The organism is Mesorhizobium sp. B2-4-18, from assembly GCF_006441385.1.
Lineage (GTDB): Bacteria > Pseudomonadota > Alphaproteobacteria > Rhizobiales > Rhizobiaceae > Mesorhizobium > Mesorhizobium australicum.
This window is the reverse complement of record NZ_VFUW01000002.1, coordinates 69,025-94,903: the sequence shown is the minus strand read 5'-3', so window position 1 is coordinate 94,903 and position 25,879 is coordinate 69,025. Positions and strand designations below refer to the sequence as shown.

The following is a 25,879-nucleotide window of genomic DNA, read 5'->3' as shown; positions in this document are numbered from 1 at the left end:
GGCGGGATAGGGATACCAGCATGCCCGACTGTGAAATCAGCTTCGACCTCTCACGGATCGACTTTCGTGCGACCTCCGACCTGTTGATGGAAAGCTACTGGGGAGCTGGACGCAGCGACGAGTTCCATCGGCGGGCCTTTGCCAACTCGTTCTGCGCCGCCGCCTACATCGCTGGCAAACAGGTCGGTTTCGGCAGGGCGATCACCGACCGCACGGTATTCGCCTATCTCGCGGATATCATCGTCTGGCCCGTGCATCGCGGGCAGGGCGTCGGCTTGCGGCTGGTGCGGGCACTCATCGACCATCCTGAACTCAGCACCGTCTCGCATTGGAGCCTGTCGACCAGCGACGCGCATGGGGTCTATGAAAAGCTGGGTTTCAAGGCATCGATGGATGGGCGATACATGCGCCTCGATCGTGCGCCGCATGCCGGGTGAACGACGTGCGACGGCGATAGGCAGGGATAGCGACTGTTGCAAAATCGCCTCATCGGCTGGGCCAGAGATGCTTTTGGCCATGGCTTGCCTTGGCGCGCAATCGAAGCACCCCTATAAGAGCCTTTCCGCGATTCCCTTCAGGGAGGACCGAATGCCAGGATTTGACATCGTTATGCGAGGCCGCGAGGCCTAGGTCTGCGCCGGTGTTCCGAAGTATCGGAACCATACCGGGCGTAGAAAAGGCATTTGCCGCTGCCGGTCGCCGCCCATGGGCAGGCGACCAACCATAGCCGAACCTCCGCATTCATGGGCAATTCGCCCCGGCGCGGTTTTTCAACCTTCGACCTTTATTTGGGATCGGGCTCGTTTTGCGCCCGAATGACATCATGGCTCGTTTCAAGATCGATTTGCGCGCGAGCGCCTTTCGCAGCGTTCTTGGCTTCACACTTACCCATTGGCGGCGTCAGCCTTGGCGGCTCTCGCTCATCATGGGCGGTTTCCTGCTGTCGACGCTGGCCGACGTGCTGACGCCGCTCTACTCCGGTCGGCTGGTCGATGCTGTCGCCAGCAGCGCCGGAGCGGATGCCATTGCCTGGAACGCCGCGATGACGGCATTTTTCTTCTTGATGGCGCTGGCGCTGACTGGCGTCGTGTTGCGCAATCTTGCCTTCATGGGCATCGTGGAGCTGACACTCAAGATGATGGCCGACATCGCGGCCGACGCCTTCCATCGCGTTCAGCGCTTTTCGACCGACTGGCATGCCAACTCGTTTGCCGGCTCGACGGTGCGCAAGGTGACGCGCGGCATGTGGGCGCTCGACCTGCTCAACGACACGATCCTGATCGCGCTGCTGCCGTCGGTGGTCATGCTCGCCGGCTCGACGCTGCTGCTCGGCTGGTTCTGGCCGCTGATGGGCGTGGTCGTCGCGGCCGGCTCCCTGCTGTTCATCACGGTGACGGCCATGTTGTCGCTTGGCTATGTCGCGCCCGCGGCAAGGCTTGCGAACACCTGGGACACGCGCCTCGGCGGCTCGCTGGCCGACGCGGTCAGCTGCAATGCCGTGGTCAAGGGCTTTGGCGCCGAGGCGCGCGAAGAGCGCCGCCTCGCCAGGGTGGTCGCCAAATGGCGCGACCGCACGCGGCGCACCTGGGTGCGCGGCACCATCAACGGCACCACGCAAGGGGCGCTGCTGCTGGTCATGCGGGCCGCCGTAATCGGCCTGGCGCTGATGCTGTGGTCGTGGGGGCAGGCGAGCGCCGGCGATGTCGCTTTCGTGCTGACCTCGTTCTTCGTGCTGCAAGGCTATTTGCGCGATATCGGCACGCATATCCGCAATCTGCAGCGTTCGATCAACGACATGGAGGAACTGGTCGATTTCCAGTCCGAACCGCTCGGCATCGAAGACAGGCCCGGCGCCGAACCGATTGCCATCACGCAGGGCCACATCGCCTTCGACAAGGTCACCTTTCACTACGGCAATCACCGGTCGCCGCTCTACCGTGACTTTTCGGTGGATATCGCGCCGGGCGAGCGTGTCGGGCTCGTCGGTCACTCGGGTTCGGGCAAGACCACATTCGTCAAGCTCATCCAGCGGCTCTATGACGTGAATGCGGGAAAGATCGTGATCGATGGCCAGGATATCTCACAGGTCGCCCAGTCGTCGCTGCGCGCCCAGATCGCCATCGTTCAGCAGGAACCGATCCTGTTCCACCGGTCGCTGGCCGAAAACATTGCCTATGCCAGGCCAAGCGCGACGCAGGGGGAGATCGAGCATGCCGCCAGGCTGGCGAGCGCGCACGACTTCATCACCAGCCTGCCGAAGGGCTATGGCACGCTGGTCGGCGAACGTGGCGTGAAACTGTCGGGCGGCGAGCGCCAGCGGGTGGCGATCGCCCGCGCTTTCCTGGCCGATGCGCGGATCCTGATCCTGGACGAGGCGACGTCGAGCCTCGATTCGGAATCGGAGGTGCTCATCCAGCAGGCGATGGAACGGCTGATGGTCGGCCGCACGACACTGGTCATCGCGCATCGGCTTTCGACGGTGCGGGCGCTCGACAGGCTGCTGGTCTTCGATCGCGGCAAGATCGTCGAGGAAGGCTCGCATGACGAGTTGATCCGGCTGAAGGGCGGTATCTACCGCCGCCTGTTCGAGCGCCAGGCGCTGGAACTTACCAAGGGCCTCGTGATGTGATCCGAGGTGGCCTCCGGCTCCTGCCGGGGGCCACCTCTATCGGTTGCCATAAGCCGGCGAGCCATGTGGCGCTCGCAATCGCAGCGCGAAGCCAAAGTCCCGAGTGCGGGACGTCTGTTTACGTTACCGGCCGAGATTCGTTGTTTCCACTTTTGGTTGCTGTACTCTGTAAAAGCAACCTGTTCGGTGTTTACGATGCATCTCGTTTCCGCAAATGCCGGCGCGCAAAAGGTGACGGCCCCGTCGGTGCTGGATTCCCAGCACGGCTCGGTTCGGCCACTCGCCGCCGAAGATCTCGAGCGCGTCGCGGCACTCTTCCTGACGAAGTTTCGCCGCCGCCGGCGTCACCTCCTCGATCGCGCTATCGAGGAGACGGCCGAATACATGAGAAAGATCTATCTTGACCCCGCCGGCCAGCCCGGTGCGAGCGCTCTTGTCCAGATCAACCGGCAGGGGGATCTGGGCGGGTTCCTCGGCGTCCTGAAAGCCCGTTACGAGTTCAACGGCGCTGGATTGAATGCGGCGATCATCGGTCCGTTCATGGCCGACACTGGCGCCGACGATGGCTCGGCAGGACCGCAATTGCTGCGCGCCTTGCACCAAGGCGAATTCGATCTGCAACTGACGGATTCGGCCAACCGGGTCTCCCTGGCCTTCGCGCGACCGATGAAATACCAGCTCCTGCCGGTCCATTGCCTGGGATGGACCTGCATCTTCCGGCCAGCCGCGATGGCCGCCGCCGCGCTGCACCGTAAATGGCCCGGCCTGCCTCGCTTGGCACTCGATCCCTGTGCGAGAGCATTCGACGCTGTCGCGAAGCGAAGGTTCGGATCGCCTTTCCAGGCTTCATCGTCGCATCGGGTCCATGCCGAGCCGATCAATGCCGCGCAGTTTGCCGAGCGGTTGCCGACCCTTCTCTCCGATTACGCTCTTCGGCCGAGTTGGAAGGACGGCGAACTGCCGCGGCTGCTCGCGCTGGCGGCCGAGAAGCGGGCCGACGGACCACTTCATTTCGGCGGGACTTACGATGAGACAGGCAAAATGCTCGGTTGCTATGCCTTTTACGGCCGGGTCGGAGACATGGCGGTCCTGCTGCAAATCCAGGCTTCCGGACACCACTGGGGCGCGACGCTGGACGGCCTCGTCGCGGCAGCGCGGGATATGGGCTGCGCAGGCATCACCGGGCAGACCCAGGACAAGTTCATGCCTCACCTCTTCGGCTACAGGAATGTCTTCTTCCGCTATGCCGGCGGAACGATGGTCCGCTCGCGAATCGCCGAGGTCACGCAAGCGGTCCGCTCCGGCGACATCGCTATCGGCGGCTTGATGGGCGACCGCTGGACCCGCCTGAGTTCAGACGACTTCGGCCGCTGATCGTCGTCAACCACCTGTTCGTCGGCTCCGCTGGCCGCTTGCCCTCTCACGGCGGGGTCTTGCGCCAGCTGAGGCGTGCCGGCCCGGTCTTTTCATTCCAGCCGCCATGTTCTATGTCTGCGGCACGGCGCGGGGGCGCATCTTGTCAATCATAAAGGCATCCGGTACGCCCCGCTCATGACAGTTACCGTTCGTTTCGCCCCGTCACCGACCGGCCGCATCCACATCGGCAATGCGCGCACCGCTCTGTTCAACTGGCTGTTTGCCCTCAACAACAAGGGCCGCTTCATCCAGCGCTTCGACGACACCGACATCGCCCGCTCGAAGCAGGAATTCGCCGACGCCATCCTTTACGACCTGCACTGGCTGGGCATTTTCCCGGATGCCACCGAGTATCAGTCGCGGCGCTTCGAAATCTATGACGCGGCGGTGGAGCGGCTGAAGGCGGCGGGTGTTCTTTACGCCTGCTACGAAACGCCGGAAGAACTCGATCTCAGGCGCAAGGTGCGCCGCACGCGGGGCCTGCCGCCGGTCTATGGCCGCGAAGCATTGGCGCTGACGACAGAGCAGGTGGCCGAATATCAGGCCGATGGACGCCGGCCCCACTGGCGTTTCCTGCTGCCCAATTTCTCCGGCGATCCGCTGCAGCCGGAGCGCACCGAGATCCGCTGGGACGATTTGGTGCGTGGCGAGGAGATGGTGGATCTGGCCTCGCTGTCCGATCCGGTGCTGGTGCGTGAGGACGGCACCTATCTCTACACGCTGCCCTCCGTCGTCGACGACATGGAGATGGGTGTCAGCCATGTCATCCGCGGCGACGATCATGTCACGAATACCGGCGTGCAAATCGCCCTGTTCAAGGCGCTGGGTGCCGAGCCGCCCGTCTTCGGCCACCACAATCTCCTGACCACCGTCTCGGGCGAGGGGCTGTCGAAGCGCACCGGCGCACTTTCCATCGAGAGCCTGCGTGAAGACGGCATCGAGCCGATGGCCGTCGCTTCGCTGGCCGTACTGGTCGGCACGTCGGAGAATGTCGCGGCCGCGCATGACCTGACCGAACTCGCCGGCCATTTCGACCCGGCCGCGACCTCGAAATCGTCCTCCAAGTTCGATCCGGCCGAATTGTTCGTGCTCAACCGGGTGCTGCTGCATCACATGCCGTTCGACGAGGCGCGGGACCGGCTGATGGTGCTGGGCATTTCCGGCGAACAGGCCGAACCATTCTGGCTGGCGGTGCGCGGCAATCTCGACCGACTAGCCGATGCGGTTGCCTGGTGGCGCGTCCTGCGCGAAGGGCCGCGGGAGAAGCCCGACTTTTCCGACGACGACCGCGATTTTCTGCACCAGGCGCTCGATCTCCTGCCTGAGGAGCCGTGGAACGGGACGGTCTGGAAGGATTGGACCGGCAAGATCAGGGAAGCGACCGGCCGCAAGGGCAAGGCGCTGTTCATGCCGCTCAGGCTTGCCCTTACTGGACTGCCTTCGGGGCCGGAGCTTGCAGATCTATTGCCCCTGATGGGTCGGGAAGGAACGTTGGCCCGACGACCCTGACCTTGCGCTGGTCCGGAGGCACGGCAGAAACCGGCGATGTCACAGGCTTGGCCGAGAGGCGCTTGATGGCCTCACGGTCGAGCCCGCCGTCCCTGTTGGCCAGGGTCTCCGGGTCGGCACCCGGATCGGGCTTTAAGGCCGGCACCGGAACGAGCGGTGCCGCTTCCGGTTCGGGCTGTGACTGTTGGGGGCTTGGCGAGTTGCCGCCAATGATCTGGAAATTCTGCGCGGCGTTGCAGCCGCACGCGGGCGGCCGCGACATGTCGGGCTGCTTGTAGAGATAGGCGGTCGGCAATTCGCCGTAGGGCCTGCCGGTGACCGATGACATCATCGATGCCGAATCATCGTCCATGCCGCGCGAATAGAAGACCTGCATCTCGGTGCCGGGGCAGGCTGATTCGCAATTCTTCTGGTCGCGCTCGAAATCGCCGGCCGAGGCGGCGTTCGACATGGGGAAGAAATAGCCGTCGCAAGTGCGCACGCAACTGGTGTGGAATTCGCCGCCGCTGCTCGCAACGTCCGGACTGCCGGGCTGGTTCAGGACGCGGCCGACATCGCGTTCCTCCCCGGAATCGTCAGGCTGGTCCAATGTATCGATCTGGCGGTCGTCGCCGCCGAAAAGCTGGTCGAAGAGATTGGCATTGCCTCCATCTTCACGATTCGCTTCCAGCGGAGGCTCGCGGCGCGGCGCAACCGCATCGTCACGACAGTCATTGGCATCGAGCGCCGCCAGGATACGGCCCCGGTCGCGGCGTGAACTGCCGCCGGCGAGTTGGGCGCGCTTGGCTTGCAGACTGTCGAGATTGGCGCTCATGCGCTCGATGGTGGCGTTGAGCCCGGCACACCGGTTGATGTTGCGGGAAAATAGTGAAAACCCGCAACCGGCATTGTCCGCCTGGCTGCGGGCCTTGGAGATCTGTTCGCGCTGCCGGTAGATGGCCGCATCGTATTTGCGGATCATTGCCGGACCGCCGCCGCCACGCGAAGCCGCGGCGAGCTCGGCCTCCAGTTGACGGCAGACCCGCGAAGCGGCCTGCGGCTCGCTGACCACGGCGCCGGACAGCAGAAGGCCAAGCAGCACGGCAGCATGCGCCTGCTTCAAACCTCCGCTCGCCATCCGCCTCGATCCCGCTTGCCTGTGGTCGCCAAGGCTACCCCGTTCGCGGTTAATCGTCCATTTCGGAAGTTGCTTAGTTGCCGGCTGAAAGCCGCGCGCATTCTATGTGCCAATCAGTCCGGCAATGGCAGGGTGGGCCATCAGAACTTGTAGTTCATCCCGATCCTGACCGTACTGAACGTGTTGTCGAAAGTCGTATTGGAGTTGGGCGCGTAATTGATCGTCTGATCCCGCAGGTCGACATATCGGTATTCGGCATTTGCCGACCAATGATCGGTGATTGCCTGCTCCAGCCCGGCGCCAATCGTCCAGCCAATTTTGGTGTTCTTTTCGGAATAGCTGTCGGCCGGGCCATCGAGATACTGGTTCTCGACACCTCCGATAGCGAGGCCCCCGGTCCCGTAGACAAGGGTGCTGCCGAACGCATAGCCTGCCCTGGCGCGCATCGATCCGAACCAATCCACCTTGGTGTCGTAGACATCGCCTCCGCCGACATTGACCTCGTCGGAATGCCCCTTGATGTCTGCGCCCGAAATATCGGCCTCGATCCCCAGAACCGCGGAATTGACCTGGTAATCGTAGCCGATCTGGACACCGCCCAGAAAGCCGTCGACGTCGTAGTCCTGCGTGCCCCGGATCGCTGGCGTGTTTGGCACGTTGTAAGTCGCGTCGGTGCTGCCAAAACCATAGCCAAGATGCCCGCCGACATACACGCCGGACCAGTCATGCGCGGCCGACTCCAGCCCGACGGCGTCGGCGGCGAACGCCTGTCCGCCAATCACAGTCAGCATTGCCGAAGCGAGCAACAGGGCTCTCATGACATTTTCACCGCCCGATCAGACGGTGTGACCATATCAAATTGACCCGGTCCGAGAAATCCGCATTCGTCCGATGCCGGATTACTCGGTTAAGAGTTGTCGGTTCGCAACACTCGATCCCGCCAATGCGGTCCGTGGCGCGTCGCCACCACACCTCAATCGGGGCCGGATCAATCCGATCGCGACCGCCGGTTCAGTCCAGATTGGCGATCGCCTGGGCCTTATGCGCGGCTTCGACCACCGCCAGCGCCGTCATGTTGACCACACCGCGCGAGGTCACCGAGGGAGTCAATATGTGCGCCGGCTTGTCGGTGCCGAGCAGGATGGGGCCGACATGCAAGGCATCCATCATGGCCCGCAGCGCCGTCAGCGTGATGTTGGCCGAATCGAGGTTCGGGAACACCAGGAGATTGGCTTCGCCCTTCAGGCGCGAATGCGGATAGACGCGCTGGCGCAGATGCTCCGACAAAGCGGAATCGGCGTGCATTTCGCCGTCGCATTGCAGCTCCGGCGCGATGCGCGCCAGGATCGCCGCGGCCTGACGCATCTTCAGGGCGCTCGGCGAATCGCGCGAGCCGAAATCCGAATGCGACAAGAGCGCCGCCTTCGGCTCGATGCCGAAACGCTGGATTTCTTCCGCCGCCAGCACGGTCATCTCGGCGATCTCGTCGGCCGTCGGGTCGACGGAGACGTGGGTGTCGGTGAGGAAGATGATGCCGCGTTGCGAGATCAGCATGGATAGCGTCGACAGGTCTCGGTCCTTGATGCCGGTGCGCGGCCCAATGATCAGCGTCACATTGCGCAGATGCCGCTCGAAACGGCCTTCGAGGCCGCAGACCATGGCGTCGGCATCGCCGCGCTTCAGCGCAAGTGCGGCGATCACCGTGTTGTCGGTGCGCACCATGGTGCGTGCGGCCTCCGTCGTCACGCCGCGGCGGCCGGCGAGTTCGATCAGGAGGTCGACATAGTGGCGGTAGCGCGGATCGTCCTCCGGGTTGATCAGGCCGAAATCGACCCCGGGCTTGATACGCAGGCCATAGCGCTTCAGCCTGACCTCGATGACGTGCGGCCGGCCGATCAGGATCGGCTCGGCGATGCCTTCCTCAAGCACAACCTGGGCGGCACGCAGTACGCGCTCGTCCTCGCCGTCGGCGTAGATGACGCGCTTGGCGCTGGAGGCCTTGGCGGAAGAGAACACCGGCTTCATCACCAGGCCGGAGCGGAAGACGAAGCGGTTGAGCTTGTCGATATAGGCGGCGAAGTCGGTGATCGGCCGTGTCGCCACACCGGTGTCGCAGGCTGCCTTGGCCACCGCCGGCGCAATGCGCAGGATGAGGCGCGGATCGAAGGGCGAGGGGATCAGGAATTCGGGTCCGAAGACCGGCGTCTCGCTGGAATAGGCGCGCGCGGCGACATCGGAAGGCTCTTCGCGGGCAAGGGCGGCGATGGCCCGCACCGCCGCCATCTTCATCTCCTCGTTGATGGCGCTGGCGCCGCAGTCGAGCGCACCCCTGAAGATGTAGGGGAAGCAAAGCACGTTGTTGACCTGATTGGGAAAATCGGACCGTCCGGTGCAGATCATAGCGTCCGGACGGGCCGCGCGCGCCACTTCCGGCATGATCTCCGGATTGGGATTGGCCAGCGCCAGGATCAGCGGCTTCGGTGCCATGTGTTGCAGCAGTTCCGGCTTCAGCACGCCGGCGGCGGAGAGACCGAGGAAAACATCGGCGCCCGTTATGACGTCGGCCAGGGTGCGCGCGTCGGTGTCCTTCACATAAGGGTCTTTCCAACGGTCCATCTCGTCGACACGGCCCTTGTAAGCGACGCCGAACCGGTCGGTGACCCAGATGTTTTCGACGCGCACGCCGAGGGAAACGAGAAGATTGAGACAGGCTAGTGCGGCAGCACCCGCGCCGGAGGTGACGACCTTGATGTCCGAAATGGTCTTGCCGGCGAATTCCAGCCCGTTGAGCACGGCGGCAGCGACGATGATGGCGGTCCCGTGCTGATCGTCATGGAACACCGGTATGCTCATGCGAGCCTTCAGGCGTTCCTCGACCTCGAAACACTCCGGCGCCTTGATGTCCTCGAGGTTGATGCCGCCGAAGGTCGGCTCCAGAGCGGCAACGGTTTCGACCATGCGCTCGATTTCCGGCGCGTCGATCTCGATGTCGAAGACGTCGATGCCGGCGAACTTCTTGAACAGGACCGCCTTGCCCTCCATCACCGGCTTGGAGGCGAGGGGCCCGATATTGCCGAGGCCGAGCACGGCCGAGCCGTTCGATACGACACCGACGAGGTTGGCGCGCGCCGTGTAGTCGGCGGCGGTTGCCGGATTGTCGCGGATCTCAAGACAAGGCGCCGCCACGCCGGGCGAATAAGCGAGCGCCAGGTCGCGCTGGTTGCCGAGCGGCTTGGTCGCCTGGATCTCGAGCTTTCCCGGCGTCGGGTGCTTGTGGAAATAGAGCGCGGCTTCGTCGAGGTCCGAACGTGCCGTTTTCTTGTTCTCGCCTTCCATGCGGCCGCTCCTCGAAACCTGCTTCGGGAGTCCTTTTAGCATGAGGCCAAGGTTTTTCGCGACGCTAATTGACGCGCCGGCAGCTTTAAGCGCCAGCGCGTCGAAGATCTCTAGATGTCAGGCACTTACGGCTGTTGCATGCCGGATGTTTCCCGCCGCTTTGCCGACATTTCGGTCAGAAAGCGCTGACGTAGAGACCGCCATCGACGGGTATATTCTGCCCGGTCAGGTAGCCGGCATGGACCGAGCAGAGGAAGGCGCAGATCTGGCCGAATTCCTCCGGCGTGCCGAGCCGTTTGGCCGGCACGTCGGCACTGATGCGGGTCTTGCGCGCCGCGGCCGCCTTGGGATCCTCTGGCGTGCCAGCCTCATGCGGGCCGCGCAGTCGGTCAGTGTCGAGCTTGCCGGGCAAGAGACTGTTGATGGTCACGTTGCGCTCGATCACCGTGCGCGCCACGCCGGCGAGAAACGAGGTCAGGCCGGCGCGCGCGCCCGATGACAGGTCGAGGCCGGGTATGGGGACGTAGACCGATAGCGAGGTGATGTTGACGATGCGCCCGAAGCCGCGCGCAGCCATGCCGTCAATGACCGCCTGAACCAGTTCGATCGGCGTCACCATGTTCTGGGTCACGCCTTCGAGGATTTTTCCGCGATCGAGTTCGCGGAAATCGCGCAATGGCGGTCCGCCATTGTTGTTGACGAGGATGTCGGGTTCCGGACAGGCGGCGAGCAGCGCTTTCTGTATCTCCGGCTTAGAAACGTCGCCGACCACTTCCGTCACCGTCACGCCATGGCGCTGGCGCAGTTCCGCGGCGGTTTTCGCGACCAGCTCCGCATTGCGCCCATTGACGACGATGTCGCAGCCCGCCTCGGCCAGCGCCATGGCGCAGCCACGGCCAAGCCCCTTGCTCGAAGCGCAGACGATGGCCTTCTTTCCGCGGATACCGAGATCCATGACGATTTTCTCCTTTGATTTGCCCGGCAGGCTAGCGCCAGCGCTGGACCAATCGCAACCGTCATACGGTTGTTGCATGAATCGGGGCATAGGCTGCTCGAAAGCAAGGGTGAATCCGCGATGTCAGGCCAAGAGCCCCGCACTTTCCGCAGCATGTTCATTTCCGATGTCCATCTGGGCTCGAAGGCGGCGAAGGCCGATTTCCTGATCGACTTCCTGCGCCACCACGATGCCGACATCATCTATCTGGTCGGCGATATCGTCGACGGCTGGCGCCTGAGGCGCAGCTGGCATTGGCCGCAAAGCCACAATGACGTCGTGCAGAAACTGCTGCGCAAGGCGCGCAAGGGCGCCTCGATCACCTATATCGCCGGCAATCACGACGAATTCGCCCGCCAGTTCCAGGGCGTGCATTTCGGCGGCATCGTCGTTACCGACCGCGCCATCCATGAAACCGCCGATGGCCGGCGGCTGCTGGTCATCCATGGCGACCAGTTCGACACCGTAGTCCACAACCAGCGTTGGCTCGCTTATCTCGGCGACCATGCTTATGACGCCGCCATGCAAGTCAACCGGGTGATCACGCGGTTGCGCCAGCTGCTCGGCCTGCCTTACTGGTCGTTTTCGTCCTGGGCCAAGGTCAAGGTCAAGAAGGCGGTGAACTTCATCGGCTCGTTCCAGACAGTGCTCAGCGAGGAAGCGCGACGCTCGCATGTCGACGGCGTCATCTGCGGGCATATCCACCATGCCGCCATCGAAAGCTATGGCGACGTACAATATATCAACACCGGCGACTGGGTGGAGAGCTGCACCGCCGTGGTCGAGCATTTCGACGGCCGCATGGAAATCCTGACCTGGGCGCATGTATTGCCTGAAGCGCTTGACGAGCCCTTCATCCCGCTGCTGATCGAGGACAGGGTGGTGCAGGCGGCCTGAGGCGGAAGCCGGCCCTGCAATTTCTGGTGTTAATCGACTGGTCCAGCCGGTTTCGTCCGGTTTTTGCTCATGTTAAGGATCGGCTTGCGCTGCTCGCCGGTCGTTGAGCGCAGCGTCATTGGATCGATTCATGCCGCTGCCACCGCTTTCACCCGAACAACTCGTGAAGCCGAGCCGTTTTGAACTGCGCATGAGCCTGATCTTCGGCACGTTGTTCATATCGCTTGGCACCCATTTGCCCTATTTCCCGCTTTGGTTGCAGGCCAAGGGGTTTCATGCCGAGCAGATCGCCGTCATCCTGGCGGCGCCGATGTTCCTGCGCGTCGTAACGACGCCGCTGCTGACCACACTTGCCGATCGAGCCAGGGACCGCGCCGATGTCTATGTCGTGCTCGTCGCCGCATCGCTGCTGCTGTCCGCGGGATACTTCCTGACCCCGACATACGCGACGGTGCTGGCGGTGTCGCTGGTGCTGACCATTGTCTGGACGCCACATTCGCCGATCGCCGATTCGCTGGCGCTCTCGGGCGTGCGCCGCTTCGGGGCCAATTATGCGAGCATGCGCAAATGGGGGTCGATCTGTTATCTCCTGGCCAATGTCGCCGGCGGTTTCATCCTGGCGGCCAGTGGCCCTGGAGCCGTCCCGGTGATCATATTCCTTGCCCTTGGCGCGGCACTCATCGCAGGCCTGCTGGCACCGCGCATGGGACGGCCGCGAAAGGCCTCGCCGCTGTCGGCAGTGGAAATCCAGCATGCGGCGCCAAGCCTGTTCAACGCTTATTTCCTCTCCTTCACCCTTGGCGTCGGCATCATTACAGCCAGCCACGCCTTCCTCTACGGTTTCGTTTCCATTTACTGGAAATCAATCGGCATCAGCGATTCCGTTGTCGGCCTGCTGTGGGCGTGGGGCGTGGTGTCGGAAGTCTGCATGTTTTTGTTTTTCAATCGCATTTTCGCCTCCGTGTCTGTCGTCAAGGTGATGGTGATTGCTGGCGTCGGCTCCGTCGTGCGCTGGATCATCTTTCCACTGATATGGCCGCTCGGCCTTGGCATCGCCGGCTTCTTTGCCGTGCAGTCGCTGCATTCGGTGTCTGTCGCAATGGTGCTGATCGGCCTGCAGAAAATGATCGGCGAGACCGTCTCCGAAGAGCGCACGGGTGCCGCGCAAGGCATCGCCTATTTCTTCAACGGCTTCTTCATGGCCGCGGTTACGCTTGTTTCCGGCCCGCTCTATGACCGTCTCGGTGTCGATGGATTCCTGGCGATGATCCCGATCGCGATCGTCGGCCTTATGCTGATCGGGTTTGCCGCGCGCTCAGCCCCACAGAGCCGGGTCCGGGGGTGAGACGAGCGATCCCTGGTAAACGAGACCCGGCACACGATCCCGGGCAAGCAGCAGCGGGCCGTCGAGGTCGACGAAATCCGCTCCTTGCGCGAGCAGCACCGCCGGCGCCATTGCCAGCGACGTGCCGACCATGCAGCCGACCATGATGCCAAAACCCAGCTCACGGGCGCGGTCGCGCAAGGTGAGCGCCGCCGTCAGCCCGCCGGACTTGTCGAGCTTGATGTTGACAGCGTCGTAGAGGCCGACAAGCGCCTCGAGGTTTCCTGCTTCATGGACGCTCTCGTCAGCGCAGATCGGCACCGGATGGGCTATGTGGCGCAGGATGCCGTCACGGCCCGCCGGCAGCGGCTGCTCGATCAAGGCGATATCTTGCTTCGCGGCAAAAGCGAGATTCGCGACGATGTTGTCGTCGGTCCAGCCTTCATTCGCATCGAGGATCAATCGGCTCCCGGGCGCCGCCTGCCTCACCGCCTGGATGCGGGCGGCGTCGTTGTCGCCGCCGATCTTGACCTTCAGCAGCGGCCTGCCGGCATTGGCGCGGGCCTGCGCAGCCATCGCCTCCGGTTCGCCGAGCGACAGCGTGTAGGCGGTTTCGAGCTGATGCAAAGGGGCCGGCCAGATTGCGTTCGCCACCGGATTGCCGCTGATCTTGGCTTCAAGGTCCCACAGGGCACAGTCTACAGCGTTACGCGCCGCTCCGGCAGGCATTGCGTCGAGCAGGGCGGCACGGTCCATCCCGCCGGCGATCCGGTCGCGCATCGCCGCGATCGCGCCGCTCACGCCGTCCATGGTCTCGCCATAGCGCTTGTAGGGAACGCATTCGCCGCGACCGACATGGCCGTTGTCGCTGATCGTGCAGGTGATGACCTCGGCCTCAGTCTTGGAGCCGCGCGAAATGGTGAAGGTCCCGGCGATCGGAAAACGTTCGGCCTCGACCGAAATGACACGCGCCATATTTTTCTGCTCCGGCTATGCGAGAAGGGTTGTCGGCAAATCGACAAGGTCGGACCCATCAGGCTAAACAGGACGCCATGTTGACCATCGGCAAACGCGACGCAAGCGGCACGACCGCCTCGGGGGCTGACCACGACCCGCGCGTCGCGGTCGGCGAGGAGGATAGGGTCCTCGGCTGTGCGTTCTCCGGGATCTGGACGACGCGGACGGTGGCGCTGATCGACGCCGAGATGCGCAAGATCGAGAAACGAAGCGGTTTCAAAATGTTGGCGCTCGATCTTTCGAAAATCGAGAAGATCGACACCGCCGGCGCCTGGCTGATCGACCGCTTGGTCAGCGTCTTCGAGAAGAAGAATGTCGAGGTAAGGCTGCAAGGCCAAAGTGACGTCGCTTCCATCCTGCTCGAAGCGGTGAGCGAGGCCGTCCGGCGCGAACCCGAAGCCGGACCGGCGGGACCGCCCAACATTGTCATTCGGGCACTGGAGGCGGTGGGCCGGCGCGTCTACGAGATGCGCGACGATTTCCTCGCCTCGATGAACATATTGGGCGCCACCATCCGCGGCGCGCAGATGAAGCTCGGCCGTGGCCATGCCGTGAACCCGGCGGCGATTTTCAACCAGATCGATCGCATGGGCGTCGGCGCTATCCCCGTGGTGGTCCTTATGTCGGCGATCGTCGGCGCCATCGTCGCCCAGCAGGGTGCCTATCAGCTCAGCTATTTCGGCGCCGACATCTTCGTCGTCGACCTGGTCGGCGTGCTGATCCTGCGCGAACTCGGCGTGCTGATGACGGCAATCATGATCGCCGGCCGCTCCGGCAGCGCGATCACCGCCGAAATCGGCTCGATGAAGATGCGCGAGGAGGTCGACGCGCTGAAGGTCATCGGCCTCAATCCGATCGGCGTCCTGGTCTTTCCACGTCTGGTTGCCCTGGTGATCGCCTTGCCCTGTCTGACGATCATCGCTAATTTCGCCGCGCTCGGCGGCGGCATTGTCGCGGCCTGGCTCTACTCCGATATCCCCCCCGCTGCCTTCATCGACCGGTTGCGTGTCGCAATCGATCTCAGCACGATTTTCGCCGGGCTGATCAAGGCGCCGTTCATGGCCATGATCATCGGCACGATCGCTTCAGTCGAGGGCATGAAGGTCGGCGGCAGTGCCGAATCGCTCGGGCAGCACGTGACCGCTTCGGTGGTGAAGTCGATCTTCGTCGTCATCATTCTCGACGGACTTTTCGCCATGTTCTACGCAGCGATCCAGTTCTAGTAACATGGCAAAGGGAAACGGAATCACGACTGAGGCGCCGCACGAGAGCGAAATCGTGCTTTCGGTGCACGACGTCACCGTTGCCATCGACGACAAGCTGATCCTCGACAAACTGTCGCTCGACATCAAGCGCGGCGAGATACTGGGGTTCGTCGGTGCCTCGGGCGCCGGCAAGTCCGTGCTGTTGCGAACCATTCTCGGACTGATGCCCAAGCAGTCGGGAACAATCAAACTGTTTGGCGTCGACGTCGACAAGGCAAGCGATCTCGAGCGGCTGCGCATCGACATGCGTCTTGGCGTTCTGTTCCAGCATGGGGCGCTGTTTTCGGCGCTGACCGTGATGGAGAACGTGCAGGTGCCGATGCGCGAATATCTCGATCTGCCAAGAAAGCTGATGGACGAACTGGCGCTGCTGAAAATCGAGCTGGTCGGACTGCCGCCGGATGCGGCGCAGAAGTTTCCCTCCGAACTCTCCGGCGGCATGATCAAGCGTGCGGCACTTGCCCGCGCCCTGGCGCTCGATCCCGACATCGTTTTTCTCGACGAGCCGACGTCAGGTCTCGATCCGATCAGCGCGGCCGAGTTCGACGAACTGGTGGTCAAGCTGCGCGACACCATGGACCTGACCGTCTACATGGTGACCCACGACCTCGACACGCTGTTTACCGCCTGCGACCACGTGGCGGTGCTCGGCAAGAAAAAGGTGCTGGTCGAAGGCACGATCGACGACATGCTGAAGAGCGAGGAGCCGTGGGTAAAATCCTATTTCCGCGGAAAACGCGCACGGCAACTTGATCTTGCCGCACGTGCATAGCCATAAGTGAAGCAATGGAAACCAGAGCCAACTACGTCATTGTCGGCATTTTCACGCTGGTTGCGATCCTGGCGGCGTTCGCCTTCGTCTATTGGACGGCGGCGATCGGCGACAGGGGCGAGACGACGCTGCTGCGGGTGCGCATTCCGGGCTCGGCCTCTGGTCTCGGCCGCGGCAGCTTCGTGCTGTTCAACGGCGTCAAGGTCGGCGACGTCAAGCGCGTCTATATCGACGTCGACAATCCGACTGTCGCCATCGCCGACACCGAGATCGACCGGATGACGCCGATCACCAAGTCGACGCAGGCCGATATCGGCCTCGCCGGCCTCACCGGGCAGGCCAATATCGAACTCAAGGGCGCCGACCCCAAGGAAGTCAAGCTGCTCGACCAGGCCGAGAAGGAAGGCAAGGTCGCCGAGATCGTCGCCAATCCTTCCGCCGTGACCAATCTGCTGCAGACGGCGCAAAACATCTTCACCCGCGCCGACAAGGTGCTGTCGGAGCTGGAAGGCTTCACCAAGGACGTACGCGGGCCGCTGACGCAGACCGTGCACAACGTGCAGACGTTTTCCGATGCATTGGCCAGGAATTCCGACGGCATCGACAAATTCCTGTCCGCCGTCAGCGCGCTGTCCGATGAGCTGAAAGGCGTTTCAGGCAAGCTCGACGGCACGTTGAAGGCAGCGGAAGGCCTGCTCAATGCCGTCGACAAGGACAAGATCAAGAGCATCGTTGCCAATGTCGATGCGGTAACGGGGAACCTCAAGGAAACCTCGCAGCAGCTGGACGGTGTGATCAGGAACGTCGATACGGCGGTGGGATCGGTCAACGATTTCGCCAAGCAGACGCAAGGCACGCTGGCCAAGGTGGACGGCGTGCTCGACGGCATCGATCCGGCGCAGGTGCGCCAAGCGCTCGCCAACATCCAGAAGGCCAGCGACAGCGCCAACAAGGCGGCTGCCGATATCGCGGAGGTGACCGGCAAGATCGCCAATCGGGCTGACGACATCGACCAGACGATCAAGGACGCCAGGCAGCTGGCGCAACGGCTCAACGACGCCTCGGTGCGGGTCGACGGCATTCTCGCCAAGGTCGACAAGCTGCTCGGCTCGGGCCAGGCCGACGGCGTGATGGCCGACGCCAGGGATACGCTGAAATCGTTCAAGCAGGTCGCCGATACGCTGAATGCCCGGCTTGGGGTCATCACCGACAATCTGGCGCGCTTCTCGGGCCAGGGACTGCAGAATGTCGAGGCGCTGGTGCAGGATAGCCGCCGCTCGATCAACCGCATCGAGGAGGCGGTGACCGATCTCAGCCGCAATCCGCAGCGCATCCTTTCGGGCGGCGACGGCGAGGTTCGGCAGTTCGACGGCAGGGCGCGGCGTTGACTTCGGCATCGGCCCGCCGCAAGAACAGTGCTCGTGAATGCGGGTTGATCTTGCGATCAGGGGATAACGGGGATCACGCGTGAGATTGAGTAGGCTTGGAACGGGCGGGTTGAAATCGGCTGCGGCGCTGCTTGTCCTGGCGGTTGCCGGCTGCGCGGCGCTCGGCGGCAAGCCGGCACCGCTCGACACGTTCGAATTGTCGGCGCCCTCGGTCGACGCGCATGGCCACAGCCGCAAGCAAATCCTGATCGCCCAGCCTTCGGCGCTGAAGGCACTGGACAGCCAGAACATCGTCATCAAACCCTCCGACGGCTCGATCCAGTATCTGAAGGGCGCGCAATGGGCCGACCGCCTGCCGCTGATCGTGCAGGCGCGGCTGGCCGAGACGTTCCAGCGCTCGGGCAGCTTTGCCGGCGTCGGCAAGCCGGGCGAGGGGCTGGCGATCGACTATCAGGTGATCGTCGAGGTTCGCTCCTTCGAAGTGCGCGTCAATGGCGGCGAACATGCCGAGGTCAACCTGTTCGTGCGCTTGCTCAACGACCGCAACGGCGAAGTTAAGGCGTCGAAGAGCTTCACCGCATCGGCACCCGTTTCGGGCAGCGGCAACCCGGCCTATGTCGGCGCGCTCGACGCGGCCTTCGGCGATGCGGCCAAGCAGATCGTTCGCTGGACCGATTCGGTGATCTGAGCGCCAGGCGCGACGCCCCAGAAAAGCCGCCGCTGTTCTGAGGAGTTTATGGCATGGCTGCTGTCGATTTTGTCCGAAGACTGTTCCTGGTAGACGGTAGGGAGGTACCGTGCTGTTTCTTCCGGCCAGAACCCGAGCAGGGTGGCGACTTCCAATGCCGATATGAAATAGGGTGGACGGAAGGTCTGCGCTCCCGGAAAGCCTACGGGATTGATGAGGTGCAGGCGCTGTTGCTCGCGATGCAAATGGCGCATGCCGAACTGTTGTCAGCTCGCGAAAACGGACGCCAAGTTTCGTGGCTCGACCAGCGAGGCCTTGGATTGCCCCTAGCCAATTTAACCCGTGATTCGCATCCCGAAGCGGCTTCCGAACACGGCCGTTGATTGCGGGCTCTCACTACCGCCGCGTGGCAGCTACGCAATGTGATGGTTGAAAAAGGCGGGAAACCTCCCGCCTTTCACTTCGTCTTTGATCTTACCGACCGCCTAATGCAGGCGGCCACTGGCATGGGCCAGCATGGTGTAGACCTTGCCGGTGTCCGACGTGAGATAGGTCTGCGCCATGATGTTGTCACGGTCGTTGCGCGAGACATCTTTCAGCAGCTTCTCGAAATCGTCGCAATAGCGGTCGACGGCGGTGCGGAATTCGGCCTCCGCTTGGTACTTGCGGCGGATTTCGTCGAACGTCTGCTGGCCCTTGAGCGTGTAGAGCCTGCGCGTGAACACGTCACGCTCGCCGCGGCGGTAGCGGTTCCACAGCTCGATCGAGGCATCGTGGTCGATGGCCCGCGCGATATCGACGGACAGCGAGTTCAGCGATTCCACGACATGTGCCGGCGAACGCTGGGCAGGGGCCGCGCGCGGGGCTTCCGCTGGCGCCTGGGGAGCCGCCGGCCTGAGCTCGGCATCGTTCGACGCCGCGGTCAAGAGATCGCGCACCCAGCCGCCTTGCGGCGCGCGGGCAGTGGCGTCGGTGGCACGCTGGCGCGGTGCTGCCTCAGCCGGGCGCTCCAGATCGAGCGTGCCGCGCAGTCCCGCGCCGCCCAGTGGGGCCTGTGGCGGGCGCAGGTCCGCCTGCGGTGCCGGGGCGCGACGGGGCGGCTCGGCGGCGCGTGCGGCCGGCGCCTGCGGCGCAGGACGCAAGGGGCGCGGTTCTGAAGTGTCGCCGCCACGACCGGACTTCGCCACGATGTCCGAAAGCTCCTTCAAGGCGTTGATCTGCTCGGAAACCGCGCGGCGGATGGCCGATGTCGACTCCTTTGCCTCTTCCGGCATCTCGATGACGCCCTTCTTGAGCTCGGCGCGGGTGAGGTCGAGTTCACTCTTGATCGAGCCCGCGGTGCGCCGCATCTCCTCGGTCGCATCGGCGAAACGCTTGGTTGCCGAATCGACGACGTCGGTGATGGCGTTGCGGATCTTGTCGGCGGACTCCATCGTCTTGCCCTCGGCGTTCTGCAGGGTCTGGCCGACGAGATTTTCGAACGAGCGCATGACCCGTTCGAGATCTTCCGACTTCTTGACCAGGCCGACGGCGAGGTCCTCAAGTGAGGACTGCCTTTCCAGCGTGTGTTCGAGGTTGCTCTGGGCCGAGCTCAACAGGTCCGAGGCGCTGGCCAGCAAGCGGCTGTGTTCATCGAACTTAGTGGCGATCGAGGCGACTTCGCGCAAGGTCGACGACGACAGTTCCGTCAGCCTCGTCGTGTTCGAATCGACCAGACGCGCCGAGCTGGCAAAGGTCTGCGCCGCCTTTTCGGTGGTCGCCGCGAAGCTTTGCGTGCTGCCGGTCAGACGTTCGTCGACCTCGCCGAGGTTGACCGCGGCCTGCTCGATCAGCTGACCGAGCTGCGAGCTGGACTTGGTCATGCGGCCGATCAGATCGGCGACGCTGTCGGACAGCGACGAGCGGGCGCCTTCGACCGCCGACAAGGTTTCGGCGGTGCGGCTGGCCAGTGCGTTGACCAGGGCTGCATTCTCGCTGCGCAGCTTCTCGGTCGCGCGTTCCGTGACCTCTTCCATGCTCTTCTGCAGTTCCGAGCCGCCCTGGGCGAAGCGCTCGACCAAAGGCCGCGCGGTTTCGTCGAGGATCTTCGACATCTCGGCCGACCGCGCCGCGAGCATGGTGTTGAGCTCGCGGGTGTTGGCGCCGATCGTCTTGGCCGCGTCATTGGTGCTCTGGCCGATATGTTGTCCGACCGCGGTGAAGGTTTCCGCGATCACATTGGCACGCGATACGAGTTGTGCCTCGGCACTCGACACCTGCTCATTGAGCTTCTGGCCCATCGTCTCGGTGGTGTAGGCGAGCCGGTTTTCGACCCCAGCGATCTGTTCTTCGACACGGGCGGCCGCTGCCGCCGCGCTCGATGCAAGACGCTCGTCGGCGCCGGCAAGCGCCTGCTCGATTTCGCGGGCGTGCACGGCCAGCTCCTGACCGGTCTGGCGGGCGCGATCGGCGACCCGCTGCTCGGTGCTTGCAAAGGCGCCGACAATGGTCTGCGCATGCTCGCCGATCGTCGAGGTGCTGTCGGCGATGCGCGAAACCAGGCGCTGGTCGGCGTCGTCGAAGATGCGGGCGATTTCGGATGCCCGGCTGGACAGCGCGTCCGAACCCTCGGCGATGCGCGAGACCAAATGCTGGTCGGCGGCATCGAAGATACGACCGAGGTCCGACGCGCGGGCGGCGAGCGCCTCGGCGGATTCGCCGATGCGCATGCCGAGCCGCTGGTCGGCGCTTTCGAAGTTCCGCAGGATGTCGCCGGCGCGGGCGGCCAGCGACTGCGCCGTTTCCACGGCACGGGCGACCAGCTTCTGGTCGGCCGCGTCGAACGTGCCGGCAATCTCGCTTGCGCGGGCGGCCAGCTGATCGGCGGTTTCCTGGGCGCGGGCGGCAAGCTTCTGGTCGGCCATGTCGAAGGTGCCGGCGATCTCGCCGGCGCGGGCAGCGAGTTGATCGGCGGTTTCGTGGGCACGGGCCAGCAGCGAGCTGGAGGTGTCATCGGCGCGGGCGAGCAGGGCGTTCGACGTATCCTCCGCACGGGCGTGGAGGCGACGATCGGCCTCCTCGAAGGTGCGGGCGATGTCTTCGGCCCGGGCCAGCAGGGCGGCGGACGTCTGCTCGGCGCGCTCGGCGATCTTGCGATCGGCGTCGCTGAAAGCCGCACCGGCCTGTTCGTGCAGCGTGCTGGTGACTTCCAACACCTTTTCGCGCAATGCGCCGGCGACGAAGACAGCGCTCTTCTCGAGCACGTTGCGGACGTTGTCGACACCAGTCGAGAGCGCGCGCTCCATGGTGCCGGCGCGTTCCTCGATGATGCCGGTCTGGCGGCTGAACGCCTGCTCGATCTTGTCGACATCGGCGGCGATCGCGGCGGAAATGTCCGTGCTCCTGGCCGCGATCTGGTCGATGTGGCCGGACAGCGAACGATCGACCTCCTTGCGGCTTTCGGCGAGCTTGCCGAGATCATCTTCCAGCGCGCGGCTGAGCATGTTGCGGCCTTCGGACAACTTGCCGACATGTCCGGCGATGATATCGTCGATATCGCCGCGGCTTTCGGTCAGCTTCTGGAGGTCGGCTTCGAGAGCACGCTTGAGAATGTCGCGGCCTTCGGCGAGCTTCTCGACCTGGCCGGCGACCAGACCGTCGATGCTGGAGCGACTTTCAGCCAGCTTGGCAAGGTCTGCCTCCAGCGCACGCTTGAGGACATCGCGCCCTTCGGCAAGCTTCTCGACCTGGCCGGCGACCAGACCGTCGATGCTGGAGCGGCTTTCGGCCAGCTTGGCAAGATCGTCCTCGAGAGCCTTCGACAAGGTCGAACGCTCCTGCACAAGCCGTTCCGCATGATTGTTGACGTGGGTGCCGACAGTCTCAAGGTCGGCCTCAAGTGCCTTCGACAAGGTCGAACGCTCCTGCACAAGCCGTTCCGCGTGACTGCTGACGTGGCTGCCGACAGCCTCGAGATCGGCCTCAAGCGCCTTTGACAGTGTCGATCGCTCTTGGGCAAGTCGGTCCGAGTGGCTGTTGACAAGTCTGTTGACAGTTTCGAGATCGGCCTCCAGCGCGCGGGCGAACTGGGCGCGGTCGTCGACCAGCTTCTGGGACTGATCGGCAACGGTGTTTCTGACCGTGCTGAGGTCGGCTTCCAATGCGCGGCGCAGGATGTCGCGACCCTCGGCGAGCTTCTCGACCTGGCCGGCGACCAGACCGTCGATGCCGGAGCGGCTTTCGGCCAGCTTGGCGAGATCGTCCTCCAGCGCCTTCGACAAGGTCGAGCGATCCTGAACCAGCCTGTTCATGTGGTCGGCGATGACGCTGTTCACATTCTGCAGATCGGCTTCCAGAACACGTGAGAGCTGCCCGCGATCCTCGGCCAGCCTGTCCGACTGGCTTGATATGACGTTCTTGATCGTATTGAGGTCGGATTCCAGCGCACGCTTGAGGATGTCGCGGCCCTCGGCGAGCTTCTCGACCTGGCCGGCGACCAGACCGTCGATGCTGGAGCGGCTTTCGGCCAGCTTGGCAAGGTCGGCTTCGAGCGTCTGCGACAGCAGGCCGCGGTCTTCCGCCAGGCGTCCCGAATGGCTGTCGATCAGCCCGCGTATCCCCGACAGGTCGCTTTCGAGCGAACGGCCAAGCTGCGTGCGGTCCTCGGCCAGTTTCGCCGAATGCGCCTCGATGAGGTTCTTGATACCAGCAATGTCGTTTTCCAGCGCCTTGGCGAGCACCGCGCGGCCCTCGGCGATTTTCTCGACCTGGCCGGCGACAAGGCCGTCAATGTCGGCGCGGCTCTCGGACAATTTGCCGAGATCGGCCTCCAAGGCGCGCGACAAAATGTTGCGGCCTTCGGCCAGTTTTCCAACATGCCCGGCCACCATTTCATCAATGATGGTACGAGCTTGCACCAATTTTCCGGAGTCTTCATTGAGAGCCAGTGAGAGCCGGTTGCGGCCTTCTTCCAGCCTTTCGAGGTGGCTGCCGAGCGACGCATCGATGGCGGCACGCGATTCGTTGACCTTACGCAGGTCTTCTTCGAGCGCACGCGCTATCAGGCTGCGGCCTTCGGCCAGCCTCTGCACCTGGTTGGTCACCGCCGCATCGATGCCGGCGCGGCCTTCGTCGAATTTCTCCAGGTCCGCCTGCATGGCTGCCGCCATGCGCTCGCGGCTCTCGGAGAGCTTGCGGCTATGGTTTTCGACGGCTTCTTCGATACCGACGCGCGCGTCGGCGAGCCGCTGGATGTCGGCATCGAAGGAGCGCGACACGACGTGGCGGGCTGCCTCCATGCGGCCGGCGAAATCGCTGGCGCGCGCTTCGAGCATGGAAGAGGTCGAGGTGACGATGTCGGCCATGTCGGCGCCGATCTGGGTCTTGCCCTGATCGATCATGGCCGACAGCGTGTCCTTGCTCTCGGCGAAGGTGTGGGCGATTTCGCGCGCGCGCTCGACCAGCGTTTCGTTGATCTGGCGGGCGCGGGCTTCCAGCGCGGCATTGAGCTTCTGGGTGCCGGTGTCCAGCGCTTCGGCGCGGGTCTGAAATTCGCTGATCAGCGCCTGGCCGCGTTCGGCCAAGGTGCGTTCGATGCCGTTGAGGCTGGCCTCGAACTCGGAATTGAGGGTGCGCGCGGCGCCGCCGAGCAGCGACACCATGCCGGTGGTGCGATCGTCGAGCAGGTCCGTCAACGAACGGGTCAAACCGTCCGTGGTGTCCGTCAGCTTGGCGATACGGGTGTCGAGCAGGCTGGCGAAAGCCTCGCCGGAGGTCGAAAGCCGGTCGGTGATGTTGTCGAGGCGGCCTTCCACCGAATCGAAGATCGACATCGAGCTTTCGTTGATGCGGTCGATCAGCGTGTCGCCGGAATTGGTGATCGTCATCGACAGTTTGGTCGACGCGTTGAGGATGCTGTCACGGATGATGTCGCTTGCCGCGCCGATTTCATCGCGCAGCGTCTCGTGCGCGCCGGAGATCGAGGCGCGGACGCGTTCGGCATGGGTGACCACTGCTTCGCGTTCGCTGCCCAATCCGTCGACCAGCGACCTGATGCGGGTTTCGTTTTCCGAATAGGAGCGCTCGATCTGGTTGACCTCGCTGTGGACCAGCGTCTCCAGTTCGACGGCACGGGCAAGGGTGCGTTCGATGCCTTCGCCCATGGCAGCCACCTCGCGGCGGACGGCCTGGCCGATCATCATGACGCGATCCTGGGCCATATTTTCCGGCTCGGTCAGGCGGAAGGCCACTTCCGTCATCGATTGCGCGGCGATGCGCATGTCCTGAGCGCGGCGAATCATCGTCGCGAAGGCCCAGAACAGGATGACAGGCACGATAGCCGCGACGGCAAGGCCGATCAGTTCGGGGCGGGCAAAGAACTGGTCCAGCGTGCGGATCCGCCAGATGCCCGGTCCAAAAAGCAGGTTCGCCAGTCCGCCGGCGCCCGCGATCCAAGCAAGCGAGACAAAGGCGATGACCCAGTAAATGGTGTTGGAGGCGCGCCTGTTCAGGCTGTGCAGAAGGGTCTTGTAATCTTTCTGACGATCGTCGTTGGCTGGCGCGAAGCCGGCGGGCTGGCCACCATTGCGCGTCTCGACCGGGCGAAGTTCGGCCGGCTTGGCGTTTGTCGCGGGCTTCGCGGCCTGGGGCTGATCGACGACGGGCGCCGGCTGCTGATTGCGTCCCTCGCGTGCCAGTTCGTCGGCGGCCTGTGATATCTGCGCTTCCAGATCTTCCATCGAGGCCGCGATATCGAGGTCGCCGCTATCGGTATCGCCGCTCAGGTCGAGATCGAGCGCTTTTTCGAGTTCCCTGGCTACGTCGCTGTCGAGAGTTCTGGTCGTTGTTGGTTTCTTCGCCATGCCTTCGCTACCCTGTACTAGCTGCCGCGGGGGCTTATAATTGTGCTTGTCTTACCCCCGCGCAGGAGGCTGAAAATGGACCCTCGTATCGTAATGACACAGGGGGGTAAAGAAAACATGCATTCCGCGGGATACGTAAAACTTTAAATATAAGGTTAACGGAAGCGTGATTTGGGCGCCGCTTTCGCAACATTTTTCCGGGCCATCCATTAACCCGTTGTCCACTGGATTCGCCTAGGTTTTCAGGCGACCGAAGAAAATGGAGTTCGAGTTCATGCGTGGCGAAAGCGGCATTGCCTTCTCAATGCCGGGGGGCGACGTATCGGGAACGAGGCAGTCCCGACCGGTCGATTTGGCACACCTTGCCCGGCAAACGATGGGCGACCGCGCCCTCGAGCAAGAGGTGCTGGCGCTGTTTGTACAGCAGGCACTGTCGGTACGCGACAAAATAGTCGATGCCGACATCAAGGACCGGCTCCTGCTGGCTCATGGATTGAAAGGGTCGGCCCGTGGCGTGGGTGCCTTCGCCATCGCCGATTGCGTCACCGATATCGAGCATCGCCCGGAGGACGCCCAGACGCTCAAGCGGCTCGGCAGGCTGATCGACGAAGTGCGCGACTTCATCGCCGCCATCAATCGCTGATCCAGGTTTGCGACAAAAACGTCACGGAGCGCCGCTTTCGCACGG

18 protein-coding genes are annotated in these 25,879 nt (G+C 63.6%); 12 read left to right on the top strand and 6 right to left on the bottom strand.

Annotated features, from left to right (window positions below; genetic code table 11):
- Positions 1 to 20 precede the first annotated feature (20 nt).
- From FJ527_RS03995 to FJ527_RS03980, 4 genes are all read left to right on the top strand, one after another.
- Complete coding sequence (locus tag FJ527_RS03995; protein ID WP_015317654.1) at positions 21 to 437, top strand: GNAT family N-acetyltransferase; 417 nt, start codon at positions 21 to 23, stop codon at positions 435 to 437.
- A gap of 386 nt (positions 438 to 823) precedes the next feature.
- A complete protein-coding gene (locus FJ527_RS03990; RefSeq protein WP_140821815.1) occupies positions 824 to 2,629 on the top strand; it encodes an ABC transporter ATP-binding protein in 1,806 nt (601 codons plus the stop codon).
- A gap of 63 nt (positions 2,630 to 2,692) precedes the next feature.
- Positions 2,693 to 4,003, top strand: coding sequence for a hypothetical protein (locus FJ527_RS03985; RefSeq protein ID WP_245262880.1), 1,311 nt, complete (start codon positions 2,693 to 2,695; stop codon positions 4,001 to 4,003).
- 177 nt (positions 4,004 to 4,180) lie between these two features.
- Positions 4,181 to 5,554, top strand: coding sequence for a glutamate--tRNA ligase (locus tag FJ527_RS03980; RefSeq protein ID WP_015317657.1), 1,374 nt, complete (start codon positions 4,181 to 4,183; stop codon positions 5,552 to 5,554).
- Here FJ527_RS03980 and FJ527_RS03975 read toward each other — a convergent pair.
- The 4 genes from FJ527_RS03975 to FJ527_RS03960 all read right to left on the bottom strand — a co-directional run bounded on the left by FJ527_RS03975 (position 5,472) and on the right by FJ527_RS03960 (position 10,962).
- The gene (locus FJ527_RS03975) at positions 5,472 to 6,671 is read right to left on the bottom strand and encodes a DUF2865 domain-containing protein (protein WP_015317658.1); all 1,200 of its coding nucleotides are present in this window, start codon (positions 6,669 to 6,671) and stop codon (positions 5,472 to 5,474) included. The two genes, FJ527_RS03980 and FJ527_RS03975, sit on opposite strands and share 83 nt — an antisense overlap.
- A 140-nt stretch (positions 6,672 to 6,811) precedes the next feature.
- Entirely contained in the window at positions 6,812 to 7,489 is a 678-nt protein-coding gene (locus FJ527_RS03970; protein ID WP_140716816.1) for an outer membrane protein, read from the bottom strand.
- 193 nt (positions 7,490 to 7,682) lie between these two features.
- Positions 7,683 to 10,007 (bottom strand): NADP-dependent malic enzyme, encoded by a 2,325-nt coding sequence (locus FJ527_RS03965; protein ID WP_015317660.1) that lies wholly within the window; start codon positions 10,005 to 10,007, stop codon positions 7,683 to 7,685.
- A gap of 175 nt (positions 10,008 to 10,182) precedes the next feature.
- Entirely contained in the window at positions 10,183 to 10,962 is a 780-nt protein-coding gene (locus FJ527_RS03960; protein WP_140664287.1) for an SDR family oxidoreductase, read from the bottom strand.
- Positions 10,963 to 11,082: 120 nt separating this feature from the next.
- Between FJ527_RS03960 and FJ527_RS03955 the strand changes: the two genes are divergently transcribed.
- Positions 11,083 to 11,898 carry a UDP-2,3-diacylglucosamine diphosphatase gene (locus FJ527_RS03955; protein ID WP_140821813.1) on the top strand — a complete coding sequence of 272 codons (816 nt, stop codon included), beginning with the start codon at positions 11,083 to 11,085 and terminating at the stop codon, positions 11,896 to 11,898.
- A 130-nt stretch (positions 11,899 to 12,028) separates the two neighbouring features.
- Positions 12,029 to 13,243 (top strand): MFS transporter, encoded by a 1,215-nt coding sequence (locus FJ527_RS03950; protein WP_140716820.1) that lies wholly within the window; start codon positions 12,029 to 12,031, stop codon positions 13,241 to 13,243.
- Here the strand turns inward: FJ527_RS03950 and dgcA are convergent.
- Positions 13,214 to 14,197, bottom strand: coding sequence for an N-acetyl-D-Glu racemase DgcA (dgcA, locus tag FJ527_RS03945; RefSeq protein WP_140716822.1), 984 nt, complete (start codon positions 14,195 to 14,197; stop codon positions 13,214 to 13,216). The two genes, FJ527_RS03950 and dgcA, sit on opposite strands and share 30 nt — an antisense overlap.
- A 77-nt stretch (positions 14,198 to 14,274) precedes the next feature.
- Here dgcA and FJ527_RS03940 point away from each other — a divergent pair, with 77 nt between their 5' ends.
- The 5 genes from FJ527_RS03940 to FJ527_RS03920 all read left to right on the top strand — a co-directional run bounded on the left by FJ527_RS03940 (position 14,275) and on the right by FJ527_RS03920 (position 18,735).
- Complete coding sequence (locus FJ527_RS03940; protein WP_140716824.1) at positions 14,275 to 15,462, top strand: ABC transporter permease; 1,188 nt, start codon at positions 14,275 to 14,277, stop codon at positions 15,460 to 15,462.
- Positions 15,463 to 15,466: 4 nt separating this feature from the next.
- The gene (locus FJ527_RS03935; protein ID WP_015317666.1) at positions 15,467 to 16,276 is read left to right on the top strand and encodes an ABC transporter ATP-binding protein; all 810 of its coding nucleotides are present in this window, start codon (positions 15,467 to 15,469) and stop codon (positions 16,274 to 16,276) included.
- 14 nt (positions 16,277 to 16,290) lie between these two features.
- Positions 16,291 to 17,664 (top strand): MlaD family protein, encoded by a 1,374-nt coding sequence (locus FJ527_RS03930; protein ID WP_140716826.1) that lies wholly within the window; start codon positions 16,291 to 16,293, stop codon positions 17,662 to 17,664.
- A gap of 109 nt (positions 17,665 to 17,773) precedes the next feature.
- On the top strand, positions 17,774 to 18,352 hold the full coding sequence (locus tag FJ527_RS03925) for an ABC-type transport auxiliary lipoprotein family protein (RefSeq protein WP_181166274.1): 579 nt from the start codon (positions 17,774 to 17,776) through the stop codon (positions 18,350 to 18,352).
- Between the two features lie 53 nt (positions 18,353 to 18,405).
- Positions 18,406 to 18,735: a hypothetical protein gene (locus FJ527_RS03920; protein WP_140716830.1), complete on the top strand. Its 330-nt coding sequence runs from the start codon at positions 18,406 to 18,408 to the stop codon at positions 18,733 to 18,735.
- A gap of 102 nt (positions 18,736 to 18,837) precedes the next feature.
- Here the strand turns inward: FJ527_RS03920 and FJ527_RS03915 are convergent, their stop codons facing one another.
- Positions 18,838 to 25,191, bottom strand: coding sequence for a kinesin (locus FJ527_RS03915; protein WP_140821811.1), 6,354 nt, complete (start codon positions 25,189 to 25,191; stop codon positions 18,838 to 18,840).
- Positions 25,192 to 25,465: 274 nt separating this feature from the next.
- Here FJ527_RS03915 and FJ527_RS03910 point away from each other — a divergent pair, with 274 nt between their 5' ends.
- Positions 25,466 to 25,834 carry an Hpt domain-containing protein gene (locus tag FJ527_RS03910; RefSeq protein ID WP_015317671.1) on the top strand — a complete coding sequence of 123 codons (369 nt, stop codon included), beginning with the start codon at positions 25,466 to 25,468 and terminating at the stop codon, positions 25,832 to 25,834.
- Positions 25,835 to 25,879: the final 45 nt, after the last annotated feature.

What these genes read in the sequence shown, in the direction of transcription:
- FJ527_RS03995 (WP_015317654.1), top strand. Translation starts at nt 21, where the DNA reads ATGCCCGACTGTGAAATCAGCTTCGACCTCTCACGGATCGACTTTCGT.
- FJ527_RS03990 (WP_140821815.1), top strand. Translation starts at nt 824, where the DNA reads ATGGCTCGTTTCAAGATCGATTTGCGCGCGAGCGCCTTTCGCAGCGTT.
- FJ527_RS03985 (WP_245262880.1), top strand. Translation starts at nt 2,693, where the DNA reads ATGTGGCGCTCGCAATCGCAGCGCGAAGCCAAAGTCCCGAGTGCGGGA.
- FJ527_RS03980 (WP_015317657.1), top strand. Translation starts at nt 4,181, where the DNA reads ATGACAGTTACCGTTCGTTTCGCCCCGTCACCGACCGGCCGCATCCAC.
- FJ527_RS03975 (WP_015317658.1), bottom strand. Translation starts at nt 6,671, where the DNA reads ATGGCGAGCGGAGGTTTGAAGCAGGCGCATGCTGCCGTGCTGCTTGGC.
- FJ527_RS03970 (WP_140716816.1), bottom strand. Translation starts at nt 7,489, where the DNA reads ATGAGAGCCCTGTTGCTCGCTTCGGCAATGCTGACTGTGATTGGCGGA.
- FJ527_RS03965 (WP_015317660.1), bottom strand. Translation starts at nt 10,007, where the DNA reads ATGGAAGGCGAGAACAAGAAAACGGCACGTTCGGACCTCGACGAAGCC.
- FJ527_RS03960 (WP_140664287.1), bottom strand. Translation starts at nt 10,962, where the DNA reads ATGGATCTCGGTATCCGCGGAAAGAAGGCCATCGTCTGCGCTTCGAGC.
- FJ527_RS03955 (WP_140821813.1), top strand. Translation starts at nt 11,083, where the DNA reads ATGTCAGGCCAAGAGCCCCGCACTTTCCGCAGCATGTTCATTTCCGAT.
- FJ527_RS03950 (WP_140716820.1), top strand. Translation starts at nt 12,029, where the DNA reads ATGCCGCTGCCACCGCTTTCACCCGAACAACTCGTGAAGCCGAGCCGT.
- dgcA (WP_140716822.1), bottom strand. Translation starts at nt 14,197, where the DNA reads ATGGCGCGTGTCATTTCGGTCGAGGCCGAACGTTTTCCGATCGCCGGG.
- FJ527_RS03940 (WP_140716824.1), top strand. Translation starts at nt 14,275, where the DNA reads ATGTTGACCATCGGCAAACGCGACGCAAGCGGCACGACCGCCTCGGGG.
- FJ527_RS03935 (WP_015317666.1), top strand. Translation starts at nt 15,467, where the DNA reads ATGGCAAAGGGAAACGGAATCACGACTGAGGCGCCGCACGAGAGCGAA.
- FJ527_RS03930 (WP_140716826.1), top strand. Translation starts at nt 16,291, where the DNA reads ATGGAAACCAGAGCCAACTACGTCATTGTCGGCATTTTCACGCTGGTT.
- FJ527_RS03920 (WP_140716830.1), top strand. Translation starts at nt 18,406, where the DNA reads ATGGCTGCTGTCGATTTTGTCCGAAGACTGTTCCTGGTAGACGGTAGG.
- FJ527_RS03915 (WP_140821811.1), bottom strand. Translation starts at nt 25,191, where the DNA reads ATGGCGAAGAAACCAACAACGACCAGAACTCTCGACAGCGACGTAGCC.
- FJ527_RS03910 (WP_015317671.1), top strand. Translation starts at nt 25,466, where the DNA reads ATGCGTGGCGAAAGCGGCATTGCCTTCTCAATGCCGGGGGGCGACGTA.